Here is a 19,557-nt window from a genome sequence, read left to right on the forward strand (position 1 = left end):
ATGCCCGACGTGGAAAGTTTTTGGCATAGCCTTGAAGAAGCCTATCAAGCGATTTTGTCGGCGCCAAGTTTTGATGCTTGGATTAAAACCACACGCCCTTTGAAATTAGACAACAATCAATTGTGGCTAGAAGTCCCTTCTGCAGTTCATCGTGATTACTGGGAAAAAAATCTTTCGGCAAAAATTGTCGAAACTGGATTTAAATTGACCGGTGCAGAAGTGATGCCCCATTTTGTTGTTGCCGATGAAAAAGACGCAGCACTGGCACAAGAACTCGAAGAACCTGCCGAAGAAGAAGTTGTTTTTAGTGAACAAAGTAAAAAAGCGATGCTTAATCCTAAGTACACTTTCGACACCTTCGTTATTGGTAAAGGAAACCAAATGGCGCACGCTGCAGCGCTTGTTGTTGCCGAGGATCCAGGTTCGATTTACAATCCCCTTTTCTTCTATGGTGGTGTAGGGTTAGGGAAAACCCATTTGATGCATGCTATTGGTCATCAAATGTTAGTGAATCAACCAGATGCCAAAGTCAAATATGTTAGTAGCGAAACGTTTACGAATGAATTTATCAACTCAATTCAAACAAAGACATCCGAACAATTTCGGAAAGAATATCGCAATGTTGACTTATTATTAGTCGATGATATTCAATTTTTGGCGGAAAAAGAAGCAACATTGGAAGAATTTTTCCATACCTTCAACGATCTTTACAATGAAAATAAACAAATTGTTTTAACAAGTGATCGCCCGCCGAATGATATTCCAAAATTACCTGAACGATTAGTTTCTCGCTTTGCTTGGGGTTTGTCTGTCGATATCACCCCGCCTGATTTAGAAACACGGATTGCAATTTTGCGCAAAAAAGCAGATGCCGAGCGTTTAGAAATTCCGGATGATACACTAAGTTATATCGCTGGTCAAATTGATTCCAACATCCGTGAATTAGAGGGTGCTTTGGTCCGTGTTCAAGCCTTTGCAACTATTAATGGAGAAGATATTACCACTAGTTTAGCGGCGGACGCCTTGAAATCTCTAAAATCAGTTGGTAGTAAAAATCAATTGTCCATTTTACAAATTCAAGAAGAAGTATCCAAATATTATCATGTGCCTCTTAAAGATTTAAAAGGGAAAAAACGGGTGAAAACAATTGTGGTTCCTCGTCAAATCTCAATGTATCTTGCTAGAGAAATGACCGACAATTCCTTGCCAAAAATTGGTGCCGAATTTGGCGGCAAAGATCATACAACGGTGATTCATGCGCACGAAAAGATTCAGCAATTATTGGAAAAAGATCCAGCGATTCAAAAAGAAGTCAGTGAAATTAAAAATTTATTGAACTCTTAGGATGTGGAAAACTAAACAAAAAAGAACAAAGTTATCCACAACTTATGCACAAGTGGATAACTTAGTAAAATCAATGCTCTTTTGACTTTTCCACAGAATCAACATGCCCTATTACTTTTATTATTTATTTATATATAATATACAAAACAGTGGCGTACAAAATTAGAACGTATTGAAAATACTTAAAAAGGAGTTTACATTATGAAATTAACGGTCAAACGAAGTGTCTTTTTACAAGAATTACAAACTGTTCAACGAGCAATTTCTTCTAAAACAACGATTCCAATCTTAACAGGTGTTAAAATTGTGTTATCAGAAGATGGCTTATCACTTACTGGGAGTAACGCGGATATTTCAATTGAAAGTTTTTTAAGTAAAGATGATGAAAAAGCTCAAATGACCATTGAACGCACAGGTAGCATCGTTTTACAATCTCGTTTCTTTGGCGAAATTATTCGTAAATTACCAGAAGATATGTTCACAATGGAAGTTCTAGATAACAATCAAGTTGCAATTACTTCAGGAAAAGCTGATTTTACGGTTAATGGATTAGATGCTGATAATTATCCGCACTTACCAGTAATTGATACTCAAAACCAAATGAAATTACCTGTTCATTTATTGACAAAAATTATTAGTGAAACAGGTTTTGCTGTATCGATGCACGAAAGTCGTCCAATTTTAACTGGGGTTCACTTTATTTTAGAAAATCAAAAATTACTTGCCGTTGCGACAGATTCACATCGTTTAAGTCAACGTGTGATCCCGACAGAACAAGCAGTAGAAGACTTTAACATTGTAATTCCAGGAAAAAGTTTAACTGAACTTTCTCGTTCATTAACCAATGAAGAAGAAATGGTTGAAATCAGCATTATGGAAAATCAAGTGCTATTTAAAACAGAAACAATGTACTTCTATTCTCGTTTGTTAGAAGGAAATTATCCTGATACCAACCGTTTAATTCCAACTAGCCATAACACGCAAATTGAATTTTATGTACCAGAATTGCTTTCAGCAATCGAACGTGCCTCTTTACTTTCTCATGAAGGACGTAACAATATTGTTCGCCTTTCAATTTCACCAGATTCTGTTGTTTTATATGGAAATTCACCTGAAATTGGAAAAGTCGAAGAAGCTTTAAACTATGAAAATGTTTCTGGTGAAGCGTTGGATATTTCTTTCAACCCAGATTATATGAAAGATGCGTTGCGAGCGTTTGGCGATATGAATATTACCGTGAAATTCCTTTCTCCAATTCGTCCGTTTACATTGGAGCCAACCGAAACAGAACTAGATTTCATTCAACTAATTACACCGGTTCGTACAAATTAATCATGTTTAAAAAAGACCTTCGGAAAATCAATATGATCGCCGAAGGTTCTTTTTTGTCGTCTGTTTAAAGCCGATAAACGCTGCTAGATAAGCTTTTTATAACTAGAATAGCTTTTACGCTAATATGATTGTGAATGTTTGAACTATCGTTTGGCGAATAAATTCTGCCTTTTTTTTCGTGGATAAAGAAAAAAGCCCTTTAATTTTTCGTTTAAGAGCTGTTCATTTTTTTATGAACATTTCCTAGTGAAAGAAGTTTACGTTGCTTAAAACGACGCTCAGACCTCTACAAGCTACTTTTCTTCATTGCGCGCCCTCTTCGTTTGTCTTTGAGTTACCCCTAATTGTTTTTTAGTTAAACGCTACTCGTCATTTCTGCCAAATCAGGCCCCTTTTTTCTCAAGAAAATATCAATTTCCGTTTTAAAATGCTTTTTAAGAGTTTTTTTATCCTAATAATATTTTCGGTCATTTAGAATTAAAATTGCTTAGAATGAAAATTAGACAGATAAATTTGTTTTCTCTTATGAAAAAGGGTATAATATATATGAGAACGTATTAGAAAAAAGAGGGATGCACATTGAAAAAAACGTTTGTTTTAGCAACTGAGTATATAACGCTTGGTCAGTTTCTTAAAGAAATCAACGTCATTGGTAGTGGCGGCCAAGCCAAATGGTATTTGGCAGATAATAGCGTGTTTGTTGATGGCGAGTTGGAAAATCGTCGCGGACGGAAACTTTATGCGGGCATGATGATTGAGATACCTGAAGAAGGTACTTTTTTTATGGTGAAAAACGGAAACGAGTCCGACGATGCGGCTGAATGAGCTGACACTTCAGCATTATCGTAATTATGAAACAGTCAGCTTAGATTTTCCAAAAACGTTAAATCTTTTTTTAGGCGAAAACGCCCAAGGAAAAACCAACTTGTTAGAAAGCATTTATGTTCTAGCAATGACACGAAGTCATCGAACCAGCAATGAAAAAGAATTAATTGACTGGGAACAAGCAGCAGCTAAAATTAGCGGTGTGGTTGAAAAAAAGACAGGCACCGTGCCGTTGGAAATTTTAATTTCCAACAAAGGACGTAAAACCAAGGTTAATCACATTGAGCAAAAAAGGCTCAGTGCGTACATTGGGCAACTGAATGTTATTTTATTTGCCCCAGAAGATTTATCTTTGGTGAAAGGCTCACCTCAAGTCCGCCGGAAATTTATTGACATGGAACTCGGACAAGTGAGTCCTATTTATCTTTATGATCTTGTCCAATATCAGTCTGTTTTAAAGCAACGGAACCAATACCTAAAACAACTAGCTGAAAAGAAACAAACAGATACTGTTTATCTGGATATTTTGACAGAGCAGCTAGCTGAATTTGGCGGGAAAGTTCTATACGCTCGGTTAGGTTTTCTTAAAAAATTAGAACACTGGGCAAACTTACTCCATCAAAAAATTAGTCATGGACGCGAAACGCTCACCATTGACTACGCATCAAGCATCCCAATTGACAACACGGATCTTTCCTTAGAAGCACTTCAAAATCAATTGCTCCAACAATTAATGAACAATCGTAAGCGTGAATTGTTTAAAGCGAATACTTTTTTAGGCCCTCATCGTGACGATTTGCTATTTATTGTCAATGGTCAAAATGTTCAAACGTATGGCTCACAAGGCCAACAGCGAACGACAGCTTTAAGTATTAAATTGGCAGAGATTGATTTGATGCATTCAGAAACAGGAGAATATCCTGTGTTATTACTAGATGATGTCATGAGTGAATTAGATAATGAACGTCAAATTCACTTGTTAGAAACGATTGAAGGCAAAGTTCAAACGTTCTTAACGACAACTAGTTTAGATCACATAAAAGACAAGCTAACAGTTGAACCAGATATTTTCTATGTTCAACAAGGCAAGATAGAAAGGAATTCAGCGACATGACAGAAGAAGAAAAAAACATGAGAGAACGTGCGCAAGAATATGACGCTAGTCAGATTCAAGTTTTGGAGGGCTTAGAAGCTGTCCGGAAACGTCCTGGTATGTACATAGGTTCTACTAGTGGCGAAGGGTTACACCACTTAGTATGGGAAATCGTTGACAACTCTATCGACGAAGCCTTAGCAGGATTTGCTAAATCAATTCAAGTAATTATCGAACCAGACGATAGTATTACTGTTATCGATGATGGTCGTGGAATTCCAGTCGGGATTCAAGCCAAAACAGGTCGCCCAGCTGTGGAAACAGTGTTTACAGTGCTACATGCCGGCGGGAAATTTGGCGGTGGCGGCTATAAAGTATCAGGTGGCTTGCACGGTGTTGGTTCCTCTGTTGTTAATGCTTTATCGACCAGTTTAGATGTTCGTGTTTATAAAGATGGCAAAGTGTATTACCAAGAATATCGTCGTGGTGCGGTTGTTGATGACCTAAAAGTTATCGAAGAAACGGATCGTCACGGAACCACTGTTCACTTTATTCCAGATCCTGAAATTTTTACAGAAACAACCGTTTATGATTTTGATAAATTAGCAACACGGGTTCGTGAATTAGCCTTTTTAAATCGAGGCTTACACATTTCAATTGAAGACCGTCGTGAAGGACAAGAAGATAAAAAAGAGTATCACTATGAAGGCGGGATTAAGAGTTATGTTGAGCATTTAAATGCCAATAAAGACGTTATTTTCCCAGAGCCAATCTTCATTGAAGGAGAGCAACAAGATATTACAGTGGAAGTGTCAATGCAGTATACAGATGGCTACCACTCAAATATTTTAAGTTTTGCCAACAATATTCATACTTATGAAGGCGGAACGCATGAATCTGGTTTTAAAACTTCTTTAACACGTGTGATTAATGACTATGCACGTAAACAAAAATTGATGAAAGAAAACGATGAAAAATTAACTGGGGAAGATGTTCGTGAAGGCTTAACCGCAGTGGTTTCCATCAAACATCCAGATCCTCAATTTGAAGGACAAACCAAAACGAAATTAGGAAACTCAGAAGTACGGACCGTCACGGATCGTTTATTCTCAGAATACTTTACAAAATTCTTGATGGAAAATCCAACAGTCGGCAAACAAATTGTCGAAAAAGGCATGTTGGCTTCAAAAGCTCGTTTAGCCGCTAAAAGAGCCCGTGAAGTCACCCGTCGTAAAGGCGCGTTAGAAATTAGCAACTTGCCAGGGAAGCTGGCTGATTGCTCAAGTAAAGATCCGGAAAAATGCGAATTATTTATCGTCGAAGGAGACTCGGCCGGCGGTTCAGCAAAACAAGGCCGTAGCCGTGAATTCCAAGCCATTTTACCAATTCGTGGGAAAATCTTGAATGTCGAGAAAGCCAGCATGGATAAAATTTTAGCCAATGAAGAAATTCGGTCATTATTTACAGCTATGGGAACAGGCTTCGGCGAAGATTTCGATGTTTCTAAAGCACGTTATCACAAACTAGTGATTATGACCGATGCCGATGTCGATGGTGCGCATATTCGAACGTTGTTATTAACCTTGTTCTATCGCTTCATGCGGCCAATTGTTGAAGCTGGTTATGTGTATATTGCCCAACCACCACTATATGGTGTGAAACAAGGGAAAAACATCACCTACGTTCAACCGGGCAAACATGCTGAAGAGGAACTAGCAAAAGTGTTAGAAGAATTACCTGCTTCACCAAAACCAAGTGTTCAACGTTACAAAGGGTTGGGTGAAATGGATGATCACCAACTTTGGGAAACAACAATGGACCCAGAAAAACGATTAATGGCGCGAGTGAGTGTCGATGATGCCATTGAAGCTGACCAAATTTTTGAAATGCTAATGGGCGATCGTGTGGAACCACGTCGTGCGTTTATCGAAGAAAATGCCCATTACGTGAAAAACTTGGATATTTAATGTGTCGCAACGTTGTAAGAGACGCTAGAACATATATTTAGAGGGGAAAAAATTCATGAGTGAAGAAATTAAAGAAAACATTCAAGACGTCAATCTGACCAGCGAAATGAAAGAATCTTTCATTGACTACGCAATGAGTGTTATCGTAGCCCGCGCGTTACCTGACGTTCGTGACGGTTTAAAACCTGTTCATCGCCGAATCTTATATGGAATGAACGAATTAGGGGTAACCCCTGATAAACCACACAAAAAATCAGCCCGGATTGTTGGGGATGTTATGGGTAAATATCACCCCCATGGGGACAGTGCGATTTACGAATCAATGGTGCGGATGGCACAACCTTTTAGTTATCGGGCTATGTTAGTTGACGGCCACGGAAACTTCGGTTCTGTCGATGGTGACGGCGCTGCCGCTATGCGTTATACCGAAGCACGTATGAGTAAAATTGCTTTAGAAATGCTACGAGATATTAACAAAAATACAGTCGATTTCCAAGGAAACTATGATGATTCAGAACAAGAACCAGTAGTTTTACCTGCTCGTTTTCCAAACTTACTAGTTAACGGAACAACGGGGATTGCGGTGGGGATGGCAACAAATATTCCACCACACAATTTAAGTGAAGTGATTGATGCAACAAGTTTATTGATGGACAATCCTGATGTAACGACGAATGAATTGATGGAAGTGTTACCTGGACCAGATTTTCCAACAGGCGGTTTAGTGATGGGGAAATCAGGGATTCGCCGAGCATATGAAACAGGGAAAGGTTCGATTACTGTTCGTGCAAAAGTTGAATTGACTGAAATGCCGAATGGAAAAGAACGTATTTTAGTAACTGAATTGCCTTATATTGTGAATAAAGCCAAATTAATCGAACGAATTTCTGAATTACACAGAGATAAACGAATTGAAGGAATTACTGATTTGCGGGATGAATCTTCTCGTGAAGGCATGCGGATCGTCATCGATGTTCGTCGAGATGTGAGTGCCTCTGTTGTGTTAAACAACTTGTACAAAATGACTGCCTTACAAACATCTTTTGGTTTTAACATGTTAGCCATTGAAAAAGGCGTACCGAAAATTTTAAGCTTGAAACGTATTTTAGAAAATTACGTCGAGCACCAAAAAGAAGTCATTACTCGCCGGACGATTTTTGACAAAAACAAAGCAGAAGCACGGGCGCATATTTTAGAAGGTCTACGAATTGCCTTAGATCATATCGATGAAATCATTGCCATTATCCGTGGATCACAATCAGATGACGAAGCAAAAGCAACGTTAATTGAACGCTTTGAATTTTCAGATCGTCAAGCGCAAGCGATTTTAGATATGCGTTTACGCCGTTTAACAGGCTTAGAACGCGACAAAATTGAAAATGAATATCAAGAGCTATTGAAATTCATTGCGGACTTAGAGGACATTTTAGCCCGCCCAGAACGCGTCATTGAAATCATTAAAACAGAGTTAAATGACGTTCGCACAAAATTTGGTGATGCACGACGCACAGAATTATTAGTAGGTGAAGTCCTAAGTCTTGAAGATGAAGATTTAATCGAAGAAGAAGAAGTCGTGATTACGTTAACCAATAACGGCTACATTAAGCGGATGGCAAACTCCGAATTCCGGGCGCAACGCCGCGGCGGACGTGGTGTCCAAGGGATGGGCGTTCACGATGATGATTTCGTGAAAAACCTAGTTTCTTGTTCAACACACGACACGTTATTATTCTTTACGAACACTGGGAAAGTTTACCGAGCAAAAGGTTACGAAATCCCTGAATACGGTAGAACAGCAAAAGGAATTCCAGTAATTAACTTACTGGGAATTGATTCTGCAGAAAAAATTCAAGCGATTATTTCTGTTGAGGGCAAAGCGGAAGCAGGTAAATACTTGTTCTTCACAACCTTAAAAGGAACTGTCAAACGGACAGCCGTAACAGCCTTTTCTAATATCCGTAGTAATGGATTAATCGCCATTAGCTTAAAAGAAGATGATGAGTTAGTTAACGTAGTAACGACTAATGGCAATCAGAAGATGATTATCGGAACACATGCAGGATACTCTGTCACATTTGATGAAAATACTGTACGTGATATGGGCCGGACAGCATCAGGCGTTCGGGGAATCCGTCTCCGCGAAAATGATTATGTGGTCGGCGCAGCGATTCTGGATGAAAATAAAGAAGTCCTAGTCATTACTGAAAATGGTTATGGTAAGCGTACAAAAGCTTCTGAATATCCAGTTAAAGGACGTGGCGGTAAAGGGATTAAGACAGCAAATATCACTGAGAAAAATGGTCCATTAGCTGGTTTAACCACGGTCAATGGGAATGAAGATATCTTATTGATTACGAACAAAGGCGTCATTATCCGCTTTAACGTTGATTCTGTTTCTCAAACAGGACGCGCAACATTAGGGGTTCGTTTAATGAGAATGGAAGATGGTGCCAAAGTGGTAACAATGGCCGTTGTAGAACCAGAAGAAGTGGAAGAAGAAATCGTTGAAGTTGTAGAAACAACAGAAAACGAAACAACATCAGAAACAGAAGAATAACATAAAAAAGTTTCGCCAGTTGGCGAAACTTTTTTATTGGGGCTTTTCAAAACTATTTCTTGCTTTTGTCCATCAATTAGCATATAATTAGAGATTGTGAACTACCTTTTTAGGTATGTTCTCCTTGCTCTTAGCCAACTAAGAGCCTTGAAGTCCATAGGGAGGTGAAAATCAATGAGTCAAGATACGAAGTACGAAATCATGTACATTATTCGTCCGAACATTGATGAAGAAGCAAAAACTGCTTTAGTAGAACGTTTCGACACAATCTTAAAAGATAACGGAGCAGAAGTTATCGAATCTAAAGATTGGGAAAAACGCCGCTTAGCATATGAAATGAACGGATTCCGTGAAGGCATCTATCATATCGTTAATGTTACTTCTCCATCAACAGCTGGCGCAATCAACGAGTTTGATCGTTTAGCAAAAATCAATGACGATATTATCCGTCATATGATCGTGAAGGTAGAAGCATAATTTGTTTCACATGAAACATTTATTGACGAAAGGAGATGTTTTGAATGATTAATAACGTTGTATTAGTCGGAAGATTGACAAAAGATCCTGACTTACGTTACACCGCTAGTGGTTCAGCTGTTGCGACCTTTACACTTGCTGTAAACCGTAACTTTACGAATCAAAATGGTGACCGTGAAGCAGACTTTATCAACTGTGTGATTTGGCGTAAACCCGCAGAAACAATGGCTAATTATGCCCGTAAAGGTACATTATTAGGTGTTGTCGGAAGAATTCAAACTCGTAACTACGAGAACCAACAAGGTCAACGTGTCTACGTAACTGAAGTGGTTTGTGAAAACTTCCAATTGTTAGAATCTCGTTCTGCTTCAGAACAAAGAGGAACTGGCGGCGGTAGCTTTAATAACAACGAAAATGGTTATCAATCACAAAATCGTAGCTTTGGTAATAACAATGCCGGTTCTGGATTTAATAACAACAACAATAGTTTCAATCCATCATCTTCTCAGTCGCAAAACAATAACGGTATGCCTGATTTCGATAAAGATTCTGATCCATTTGGTGGCTCAGGTTCATCTATCGACATTTCAGATGATGATTTACCATTCTAAACGAATTTGATAGGAGGGAACAAGAATGGCACAACAAAGAAGAGGCGGACGTAAACGTCGGAAAGTCGACTACATTGCAGCAAACCACATCGAATACATCGATTATAAAGATACTGAATTGTTAAAACGATTCATTTCAGAACGTGGCAAAATTTTACCACGTCGTGTTACAGGTACTGGCGCTAAAAACCAACGTAAATTAACGATTGCTATTAAACGCGCACGTATCATGGGATTATTACCATTCGTTAGTGACGAACAATAATTTTATGACAATTTCCAGAACCAAAGAGCTTGCTCTTTGGTTCTTTTTTATCTTGACTAGTGTTTCACGTGAAACATAACAAGGTTCGCAGAATGAAGTGTTTTGTGATAAAATAAAGGATGAAATAACTAGTGAATCACCAGAGCAATATGCTCGTTGGAACAAGTCGCCTCAAAGGTCTGCAGAAAGATTGGAGGCAAAAAAATGCAAAAGAAGAGAATTCAAAAAAACGGTTTCTTAATTGTTGTGGGTCTTCTCTTAGTAGAATTTCTCCTCTATTACTTACTAACAAATAAATGGCTGCTATTGGCGGTAATTATCGCATTAGATATCTTTCTCTTAGTGGTTATTCGGCTGTTGATTAGAGATGTAGAAATTACGAACGTAGAAAAGATTCAAGAAGCAAGTTCCATTGCTGAACAATCGTTGGATTATGTTGTGAATGAAGTACCTGTGGGAATTATTACGTATAACGGGGAAACACGCGCGGTAGAATGGCTTAATCCTTATGCTGCTTCTATTTTTAATAAAGACAATCAGCTAACGTTAACCGCTAGCCAAGTTACGTCTTATTTAGAATTAGCAGAACGAAACCAAGATATCTTTACGATTGACGAAAATACCTATCGCTTTAGCGTCAATAAAGAACAACATACAATTACTTTTGAAGATATCACTAAAGAAAGTAATTTGTATCAAGAAAAAGTCGAAATGCAAACGGCTATTGGCATTGTGTCTGTCGATAATTATGATGATGTCACCGATACAATGGACGAGAAAGAAATTTCTTATTTGAATAGTTTCATTACGACGATGGTTTCTGATTGGATGGACCAATACAAAGTTTTTTATAAGCGAATCAATGCAGAACGTTATTTTTTCATTGCCCAATGGGAAGATATTCAAAAAATGATGGACGAAAAATTTTCTATTTTGGATACGATCCGTAAGGAATCAGCTAACCATGAAGTAGCCATTACGTTAAGCATGGGGATTGCTTATGGGGGGCCAACCTTAGATCAAACCGGGACCACGGCTCAAACAAACCTAGATACAGCTTTAGTACGTGGCGGCGATCAAGTGGTTGTAAAAGAAGCCAAAGATGAAGCGAAGCCGTTATTTTTTGGTGGAAAAACGGCAGTAACGACGAAACGTTCCCAAGTACGTTCTCGCGCAATGAGCATGGCAATTAAGGGAATTATTGCGGAATCAGCTGATATCTATATTATGGGCCATCGTTATCCAGATATGGATGCGTTAGGTTCAGCATTTGGTGTTGCTCGTTTAGCCTCGTTTAATAATCGAAAAGCGTGGATTGTTTTAGATGAAAATGAAATCATTCCCGATGTCAAAAGAGTGTTAGAGGCGATTAAAGAGTACCCAGAATTAGAAGAGCGCATTATTAGTCCTAAAGAGGCCATGAAGCGCAAGAAAGAAAGTAGCTTATTAGTTATGGTAGATTACCATAAACCGTCTCTATCGATCTCACAAGAGCTCTATGAGCGTTTTGATAAAGTGGTAATCATTGATCACCATCGACGAGGAGACGAATTTCCAGCAAAACCCTTGCTTTCTTATATTGAATCTTCTGCCTCTTCTGCTTCAGAATTAGTCACAGAATTGATCGAATACCAAAGTAATAGCGCAAATAAACTGCAGGCCTTTGAAGCAACCATGATGTTGGCGGGAATTGTGGTTGATACGAAAAGTTTCAATACACGAACGACGGCGCGAACATTTGATGTGGCTAGTTATTTACGAACTTGTGGAGCAGACTCATCTTTAGTACAATATCTATTAAGTTCTGATCTTACAAGCTATCTGGAAATGAACAACTTAATCTCTAAAAGCGAATATGTCACAAAAGATACCGTCGTTGTTGCAGGGAGTGAAGACAAAGAATATGATAGTGTCACAGCTGCCAAAACAGCGGACACATTACTTTCTATGGCAGGGATTAATGCAGCATTTGTCATTACCAAGCGGACGGATCAACAGATTGGCATTAGTGCTCGGAGTAACGGTTCAATTAATGTCCAAATTATTATGGAAAATTTAGGTGGTGGCGGTCACTTTACTAATGCGGCAGTACAATTATCAAACGTAACAGTAGCAGAAGTAAAAGAGCAACTACTTGATGTAATTCGTCAAAATATTAATGAAATGTATGAACAGGAGTGAAGGAAATGAAAGTCATTTTTTTACAAGACGTTAAAGGAAAAGGAAAAAAAGGGGACGTAAAAGAAGTGCCAACTGGTTACGCCCAAAACTTTTTAATTAAAAATGGTTATGCGAAAGAAGCCAATAAAGGGAGCATGAGTGCGTTAGCGGGTCAAAAGAAAGCCCAAGAAAAACATGAAGCAGAAGTTTTAGCACAAGCAAAAGAAATGCAAGCCTTTTTAGAAGATGAAAAGACTGTTGTAGAGATCAAGGCAAAAGCTGGAGAAGACAGCCGTTTATTTGGCTCAATTCCTTCAAAACAAATTGCAGAAGCCTTAAACAAACAATACAATGTAAAATTGGATAAACGCAAAATCGAATTAGCCAACCCAATTCGTTCTCTAGGCTACACTAACGTACCAGTCAAACTACATCATGAAGTTACAGCGAAAATTAAGGTTCATGTCGTAGCGGAATAATACAATCGATAAAAAAGAAGCCGATTTCTCCGGCTTCTTTTTTATACCGAATAAATTACTCGAATTATTTTTATAATATTTAAAAATCAAATATACAACACTTTAAATTAACGAAAGCATTATATTTTTATTATTTGTATATTTTTTGAAATTGAAAAGTGAACTAAAAATAGAGAAATCAGCAGAGAAAAAATGTACTTTTTTTAATGAAATTGTGTTAAAATGGATAGACTAAATGAACCAGAAAGTAAGACATCGTGGGAGAGAACAAAATGAATGAATTATTGCAAGATAGGGTACCGCCACAAAATATTGAAGCGGAACAAGCCGTTTTAGGTTCTATTTTCTTAGATGCAGATGTGCTAATAGAAGCGATGGAATATGTGGAACCTAAAGATTTCTATCGTCGTAGTCATCAGTTGATTTTCCAAACGATGATGACCTTAAGCGACCGAAATGAAGCAATTGATGTGGTAACAATCAAAGATCGCCTAGAACAAGAGAATTTGTTAGAAGATGTTGGCGGACTAAGTTATCTGTCAGATTTAGCTTTAGCTGTACCGACAGCTGCCAATGTCATTTATTATGCAAAAATTGTTGAACAAAAATCGTTGCTGCGCAACTTAATCCAAACCGCTACAGAGATTGTAACTAAAGGCTTTGAGCAAGGTGAAGATGTTGAATCTATTTTGGATGATGCAGAACGAAGCATTTTAGAAGTCTCCGAAAAGCGGAATCGCAGTGGCTTTTTATCAATTTCAGATGTTCTAAATACAACTATTGCGAATATTGACCAATTATACCAAAATGATGAAGAGATTACTGGTTTACCTACAGGCTATCAAGCATTGGATAAAATGACTGCTGGCTTGCAAGCGGAAGAGCTAATTATTCTAGCGGCCCGTCCAGCGGTAGGGAAAACCGCTTTTGCATTAAATATTGCCCAAAATGTCGGCACCAAAACAGATAAAGCTGTCGCTATTTTTAGTTTAGAAATGGGGGCAGAATCATTAGTGAACCGGATGCTTTGTGCAGAAGGATCCATTGAGGCCAGCCATTTAAGAACAGGGCAATTATCTGAAGAAGAATGGCAAAACTTAATTATTGCGATGGGTAGTTTGTCCCGTGCGAATATCTATATTGATGACACACCAGGGATTAAAATTACCGAAATTCGTGCGAAATGTCGTAAATTAGCACAAGAAAAAGGCAACTTAGGTCTAATTTTGATCGACTACCTACAATTGATTGAAGGAACTGGAAAAGAGAACCGCCAACAGGAGGTTTCTGATATTTCACGTCAATTAAAAAAATTAGCGAAAGAATTAAAAGTCCCAGTTATCGCTTTGTCACAGCTTTCTCGTGGCGTGGAACAACGTCAAGATAAACGTCCTGTGTTAAGTGATATTCGTGAATCAGGTTCCATTGAGCAAGATGCCGATATCGTTGCCTTTCTTTATCGTGATGATTACTACGATCGTGGTGAAGGAGAAGACGGCGATCATGAGCCACCAGAAGTGGACAATGTTGTAGAAGTTATCATTGAGAAAAACCGTAGTGGTGCGCGTGGAACGGTCGAATTACTTTTCATTAAAGAATATAATAAATTTTCTTCGCTTTCGCCGAGGACAGAATTTTAAAAAAACGAACTCATTTTTTGAGTTCGTTTTTTTGCTTATTAAGGGATTAAAATCAGAGAGTAAAACACGAACAATATTCGTATATTTTATTATTTTACAAAAACATAACTAAAAATGTTCGTATTTTTGACAGAAACGCTTTTGATTGTGAAAGAATATTCGATTTTTACCCTTGAAAGGGACTGGTTTTACTGGTACAATGATTCAGGACAAAAAAATTATGAACGAGGTGTTCGAATGTCATCAGTAGTAGTTGTTGGAACGCAATGGGGCGACGAAGGTAAAGGAAAAATTACAGACTTTCTAAGTGAAAACGCAGAAGTGATCGCTCGTTACCAAGGCGGAGATAACGCCGGACATACCATTAAATTCGACGGCGTAACGTATAAATTACATTTAATTCCTTCAGGGATTTTCTATAAAGAAAAAATTAGTGTAATTGGTAACGGCGTAGTTGTGAATCCAAAATCTTTAGTAAAAGAATTAGCTTATTTAAAAGAAAATAATGTTGCCACTGATAATTTACGTATTTCAGATCGTGCCCATGTCATCTTGCCGTATCATATTAAATTGGATCAATTGCAAGAAGATGCGAAAGGTGAAAACAAGATTGGGACAACGATTAAAGGAATTGGCCCAGCCTACATGGATAAAGCAGCACGGGTGGGAATCCGTATCGCTGATTTATTGGATAAAGAAATTTTTGCGGAACGTTTGCAAATTAACTTAGAAGAAAAAAATCGTCAATTCGTTAAAATGTTTGATAGCGAAGCCATTGAATTTGATGATATTTTTGAAGAATACTATGAATACGGACAACAAATTAAACAATATGTTACAGATACTTCGGTTATTTTAAACGATGCATTAGATGCTGGAAAACGGGTTTTATTTGAAGGGGCACAAGGTGTCATGTTGGATATCGATCAAGGAACCTATCCATTTGTTACTTCCTCTAATCCAGTAGCTGGTGGCGTAACTATCGGTAGTGGCGTTGGTCCATCAAAAATTAATAAAGTGGTTGGTGTCTGCAAAGCGTACACTTCACGTGTCGGTGACGGCCCATTCCCAACAGAATTATTTGATGAAACAGGAGAAACCATTCGTCGTGTCGGTAAAGAATACGGAACAACAACAGGACGTCCGCGTCGTGTCGGTTGGTTTGATTCAGTAGTCATGCGTCATTCAAAACGTGTATCAGGGATTACAAACTTGTCATTAAACTCGATTGACGTGTTAAGTGGTTTAGAAACGGTGAAAATTTGTACAGCTTATGAACTTGATGGTGAATTAATTTATCATTATCCAGCAAGCTTGAAAGAATTAAGCCGCTGTAAACCAGTTTATGAAGAATTACCAGGTTGGTCTGAAGATATCACTGGTTGCAAAACTTTAGCCGATTTACCAGCTAATGCTCGTAACTATGTGCATCGGATTTCAGAATTAGTTGGTGTGCGCATTTCAACATTCTCTGTAGGTCCAGACCGTAACCAAACGAACGTTTTAGAAAGCGTTTGGGCACAAATTTAAGCAGATTTTTAAGGGAACGTAAAGGATGGCTTATGCCAGTTCAGCCTTTACGTTCTTTTTTAATTTTTATATAAAAATTAAAAACTATGGTAAAATAAAAGAAAACATGAAGGGGGCAATTGTCCGTGAATTATCAATTAGTGACAGATTCTTGTTGTGACTTGCCGTATACATACTTAAAAGAAAACCAAGTACCTTTTATTAGCATGAATATTCAAATTGACGGGAAAGAATATCGCGATGATTTAGGCGAAACGTTTGATTATCAGAACTTCTTAACGGCTATTAAAAATGGAAGTATGCCCACTACCTCTCAAGTTAATGTAGGACGCTACAATGAATTTTTCCGTCCTTTTGTGGAGCAAGGGTTACCGGTGATTTATTTAGCTTTTTCATCTGGGTTAAGTGGCTCTTATCAAAGTGCGTTGCAATCAGTAGAGATGTTAAAAGAAGAGTACGATAATGTAGAAATTCATATTATTGATACAAAAGCAGCTAGCTTAGGTCAAGGGATGTTAGTCCGAGAAGCCATTCGATTACAAACAGATGGTCATTCATTAGGAGAAGTTGTTGCCTATCTTGAAGAGCAAAAAATGAAACTTCACTCGTGGGTAACGGTAGATGATTTAAAACATTTAGAACGTGGCGGACGGATTTCTAAAACAGCGGCAGCACTTGGTGGCTTAATGAACATTAAACCAATTATTCGCGTGGATGCGGCAGGCAAACTAGCATCCGTTGGTAAAACTCGTGGACGAAACAAGTCCTTGCAAAAGATTGCGCAAGAAACGATTCAAGGCATTGTAGAGCCAATGAAACAAACACTGTTGATTGCATATGCGGGAACGAAAGATGACGCGGAAAAAGTCAAAGAATTAATTGAAAAAGAAATAGAGGTTAATGAGATACTGATTTATCCTCTAGGCCCCACCATTACTAGTCATACTGGAATAGGTTGTATTGCTGTGTTTTCTTTTGGTGAAAAAAGAAAATAAAAAATGAGCCTGGGACAAAAATCACTTTGGATTTTTGTCCCAGGCTTAAAAATTGATAAACGGCGGGAACAGAAGCAACACTACGCGTTGCTCCGATCTCAACAACTTCTAAGGTGTTTTCTCGACATGCGTCTCGTCACAGTACAGCCTTCAAAAGAGCTAAAGCTCTAAGAGTTGAAGGTCCTTCGGAAATAAGCCGAAATTGTTGAGAATCACGAAGAACGTAGTGATTCGATGATGAACAATACCTACTTGGTCTCCAAAAATTATAGAACACCGGGTAGGTATCATGCAACATCAACTCGTTCCTCGTTGTGTTTTATGACAATTTTCGGAAATTCCTTCTTATTGCTGAGAAACACTATTTGCAAAGTAAATAGATGACATCTGCGATTACTCGATGTATTTGAGCCTTTGAGAGTGTTGAACAGTACCTACTTGGTTCTCGGAGTTAAACGCTTCTGTCCCGACCTCATTTTTTAATAATCTGAACTGAATAAAACGTCCATTTGTTTTTGAATTTCTGGGTTTTCCAAGAATTCATCATAGGTTGTTTCTGCTCGATCAATGACCCCTTTATCAGAAACAGCAATAATTCGGTTCGCTAATGTTTGGATAAATTGGTGGTCATGTGAAGCAAAAAGAATTGAACCAGTGAAAGCCATCAACCCATCATTTAATGCAGTGATTGATTCTAAGTCTAAGTGGTTCGTTGGATCATCTAAAACCAAGACATTGGCTTTAGAAAGCATTAATTTTGAAAGCATGACACGCACTTTTTCGCCTCCGGAAAGAACATTGACTGGTTTTAGTACCTCTTCACCAGAGAATAACATCCGACCTAAGAAACTACGTAAGAACGTATTGTCATCTTCTTCTTTACCAGCAAATTGACGTAACCAATCTAAAATGGTTAATGGCTCTTCAAAGTCTTTGCTGTTGTCTTTTGGTAAATAAGCTTGGCTAGTTGTAACGCCCCAACGAACAGAACCTGTATCGGGAGTAATTTCGCCCATAATCACTTTGAATAACGTAGTCGTTGTAATATCTGAGTCAGCGATGAATGCCACTTTATCATCTTTTGTTAAGTTGAACGAGATATTATCTAAGATTTTTTTGCCATCAATCGTTACAGAGACATTTTCAACTTGTAATAAGTCATTGCCGATTTCACGTTCTGGTGTAAAGCCAACGAATGGATAACGACGAGAGGAAGGTTGAATGTCATCTAAGGTAATTTTATCTAACATTTTTTTACGAGACGTTGCTTGTTTTGATTTTGAGGCATTGGCGCTAAAACGAGCGATAAAGTCTTGTAATTCTTTGATTTGTTCTTCTTTTTTGGCATTAGATTGTGCTTGCAATTTTGTCGCTAGTTGGCTTGATTCCAACCAGAAATCATAGTTACCAACGTAAAGTTTGATTTTACTAAAGTCTAAATCTGCCATGTGAGTGCAGACTTTGTTTAGGAAATGACGGTCATGGGAAACCACGATAACGGTATTTTCAAAGTTGATTAAAAATTCTTCTAACCAATTGATTGAGCGGGTGTCTAAACCATTTGTCGGCTCGTCTAATAGTAAGACATCTGGTTTGCCAAAAAGAGATTGAGCTAATAATACTTTGACTTTTTGACCAGCTGTTAATTCGCTCATTTTTTGATCATGTAATTCTTCTGGAATGTTTAGCCCTTGGAGTAAAACAGCTGCCTCAGGTTCTGCTTCCCAACCGTCAAGTTCAGCAAATTCGCCTTCTAGTTCTGCGGCACGAATCCCATCTTCATCTGAAAAATCTTCTTTCATATAGATAGCATCTTTTTCTTTCATTACTTCGTAAAGACGTTTATGTCCCATAATTACAGTTTCTAAAACAGTGTAGTCTTCGTAGTCAAAGTGATTTTGTTTCAGCGTTGCTAGTCGCTCATTAGGACCCATTGAAACTACGCCAGTTGTCGGTTGAATCTCACCTGATAAAATTTTAAGAAACGTTGATTTTCCTGCACCGTTTGCGCCGATTAAGCCGTAACAGTTGCCAGGAGTAAATTTAATATTCACTTCTTCAAAAAGTTTACGATCTGGAAATTGTAAACTTACATCATTAACAGTAATCAATTGTTTTCCTCGCTTTTAATATATTCTTGAACCTCTCTGCATTATATCGGCTACAGAACCTTTTTTCAAGGAGTTTCAATCTTTTTACAGAAACGAATAAAAAGGTGGGTTTTTTATAGAAAAAAGGCGCTTTTTTAAAATGTTTCATGTGAAACAGAAATTTTTTTCATG

The 19,557-nt window shown here is 38.0% G+C and carries 15 protein-coding genes and 1 pseudogene; 14 read left to right on the forward strand and 2 right to left on the reverse strand.

Going from position 1 to position 19,557, the window contains the following annotated elements; genetic code table 11:
* From dnaA to IGL42_RS00070, 14 genes are all read left to right on the forward strand, one after another.
* Positions 1-1,344, forward strand: a complete 1,344-nt coding sequence (gene dnaA / locus IGL42_RS00005) for a chromosomal replication initiator protein DnaA (RefSeq protein WP_002356013.1) — start codon at positions 1-3, stop codon at positions 1,342-1,344.
* Between the two features lie 201 nt (positions 1,345-1,545).
* Entirely contained in the window at positions 1,546-2,676 is a 1,131-nt protein-coding gene (dnaN, locus tag IGL42_RS00010) for a DNA polymerase III subunit beta (RefSeq protein WP_002356014.1), read from the forward strand.
* A 579-nt stretch (positions 2,677-3,255) separates the two neighbouring features.
* Positions 3,256-3,501, forward strand: a complete 246-nt coding sequence (gene yaaA, locus IGL42_RS00015) for a S4 domain-containing protein YaaA (protein ID WP_002356015.1) — start codon at positions 3,256-3,258, stop codon at positions 3,499-3,501.
* A complete protein-coding gene (recF, locus tag IGL42_RS00020) occupies positions 3,488-4,615 on the forward strand; it encodes a DNA replication/repair protein RecF (RefSeq protein ID WP_010709099.1) in 1,128 nt (375 codons plus the stop codon). The genes yaaA and recF overlap by 14 nt, the downstream gene beginning before the upstream one ends.
* Complete coding sequence (gene gyrB / locus IGL42_RS00025) at positions 4,612-6,561, forward strand: DNA topoisomerase (ATP-hydrolyzing) subunit B (RefSeq protein WP_002359210.1); 1,950 nt, start codon at positions 4,612-4,614, stop codon at positions 6,559-6,561. Before recF ends, gyrB begins: the two co-directional genes overlap by 4 nt.
* Before the next feature lie 55 nt (positions 6,562-6,616).
* The gene (gene gyrA, locus IGL42_RS00030) at positions 6,617-9,118 is read left to right on the forward strand and encodes a DNA gyrase subunit A (protein WP_185776362.1); all 2,502 of its coding nucleotides are present in this window, start codon (positions 6,617-6,619) and stop codon (positions 9,116-9,118) included.
* Positions 9,119-9,292: 174 nt separating this feature from the next.
* Positions 9,293-9,595 carry a 30S ribosomal protein S6 gene (gene rpsF, locus IGL42_RS00035; protein ID WP_002356019.1) on the forward strand — a complete coding sequence of 101 codons (303 nt, stop codon included), beginning with the start codon at positions 9,293-9,295 and terminating at the stop codon, positions 9,593-9,595.
* 44 nt (positions 9,596-9,639) lie between these two features.
* On the forward strand, positions 9,640-10,206 hold the full coding sequence (ssb, locus tag IGL42_RS00040) for a single-stranded DNA-binding protein (RefSeq protein ID WP_002364599.1): 567 nt from the start codon (positions 9,640-9,642) through the stop codon (positions 10,204-10,206).
* 25 nt (positions 10,207-10,231) lie between these two features.
* Positions 10,232-10,471, forward strand: a complete 240-nt coding sequence (gene rpsR, locus IGL42_RS00045) for a 30S ribosomal protein S18 (protein ID WP_002356021.1) — start codon at positions 10,232-10,234, stop codon at positions 10,469-10,471.
* A gap of 156 nt (positions 10,472-10,627) precedes the next feature.
* A complete protein-coding gene (locus tag IGL42_RS00050) occupies positions 10,628-12,652 on the forward strand; it encodes a DHH family phosphoesterase (protein WP_025189790.1) in 2,025 nt (674 codons plus the stop codon).
* 5 nt (positions 12,653-12,657) lie between these two features.
* Positions 12,658-13,110, forward strand: a complete 453-nt coding sequence (gene rplI / locus IGL42_RS00055; protein ID WP_002356023.1) for a 50S ribosomal protein L9 — start codon at positions 12,658-12,660, stop codon at positions 13,108-13,110.
* 272 nt (positions 13,111-13,382) lie between these two features.
* On the forward strand, positions 13,383-14,750 hold the full coding sequence (gene dnaB, locus IGL42_RS00060) for a replicative DNA helicase (protein WP_002381331.1): 1,368 nt from the start codon (positions 13,383-13,385) through the stop codon (positions 14,748-14,750).
* Between the two features lie 237 nt (positions 14,751-14,987).
* Positions 14,988-16,280 (forward strand): adenylosuccinate synthase, encoded by a 1,293-nt coding sequence (locus IGL42_RS00065; RefSeq protein WP_002359213.1) that lies wholly within the window; start codon positions 14,988-14,990, stop codon positions 16,278-16,280.
* A 125-nt stretch (positions 16,281-16,405) separates the two neighbouring features.
* Entirely contained in the window at positions 16,406-17,275 is an 870-nt protein-coding gene (locus tag IGL42_RS00070; protein ID WP_002359214.1) for a DegV family protein, read from the forward strand.
* Positions 17,276-17,562: 287 nt separating this feature from the next.
* On the opposite strand, the pseudogene IGL42_RS00075 reads toward IGL42_RS00070, so the two are convergent.
* Together IGL42_RS00075 and IGL42_RS00080 are read right to left on the reverse strand one after the other, a co-directional pair.
* A pseudogene (locus IGL42_RS00075) lies at positions 17,563-17,773 on the reverse strand (hypothetical protein).
* A complete protein-coding gene (locus IGL42_RS00080; protein WP_002359215.1) occupies positions 17,755-19,386 on the reverse strand; it encodes an ABC-F family ATP-binding cassette domain-containing protein in 1,632 nt (543 codons plus the stop codon). Before IGL42_RS00080 ends, IGL42_RS00075 begins: the two are co-directional and overlap by 19 nt.
* Between the last annotated feature and the right edge of the window lie 171 nt (positions 19,387-19,557).

It is taken from the genome of Enterococcus sp. DIV0712 (assembly GCF_050554855.1).
Classification (GTDB): domain Bacteria; phylum Bacillota; class Bacilli; order Lactobacillales; family Enterococcaceae; genus Enterococcus; species Enterococcus faecalis.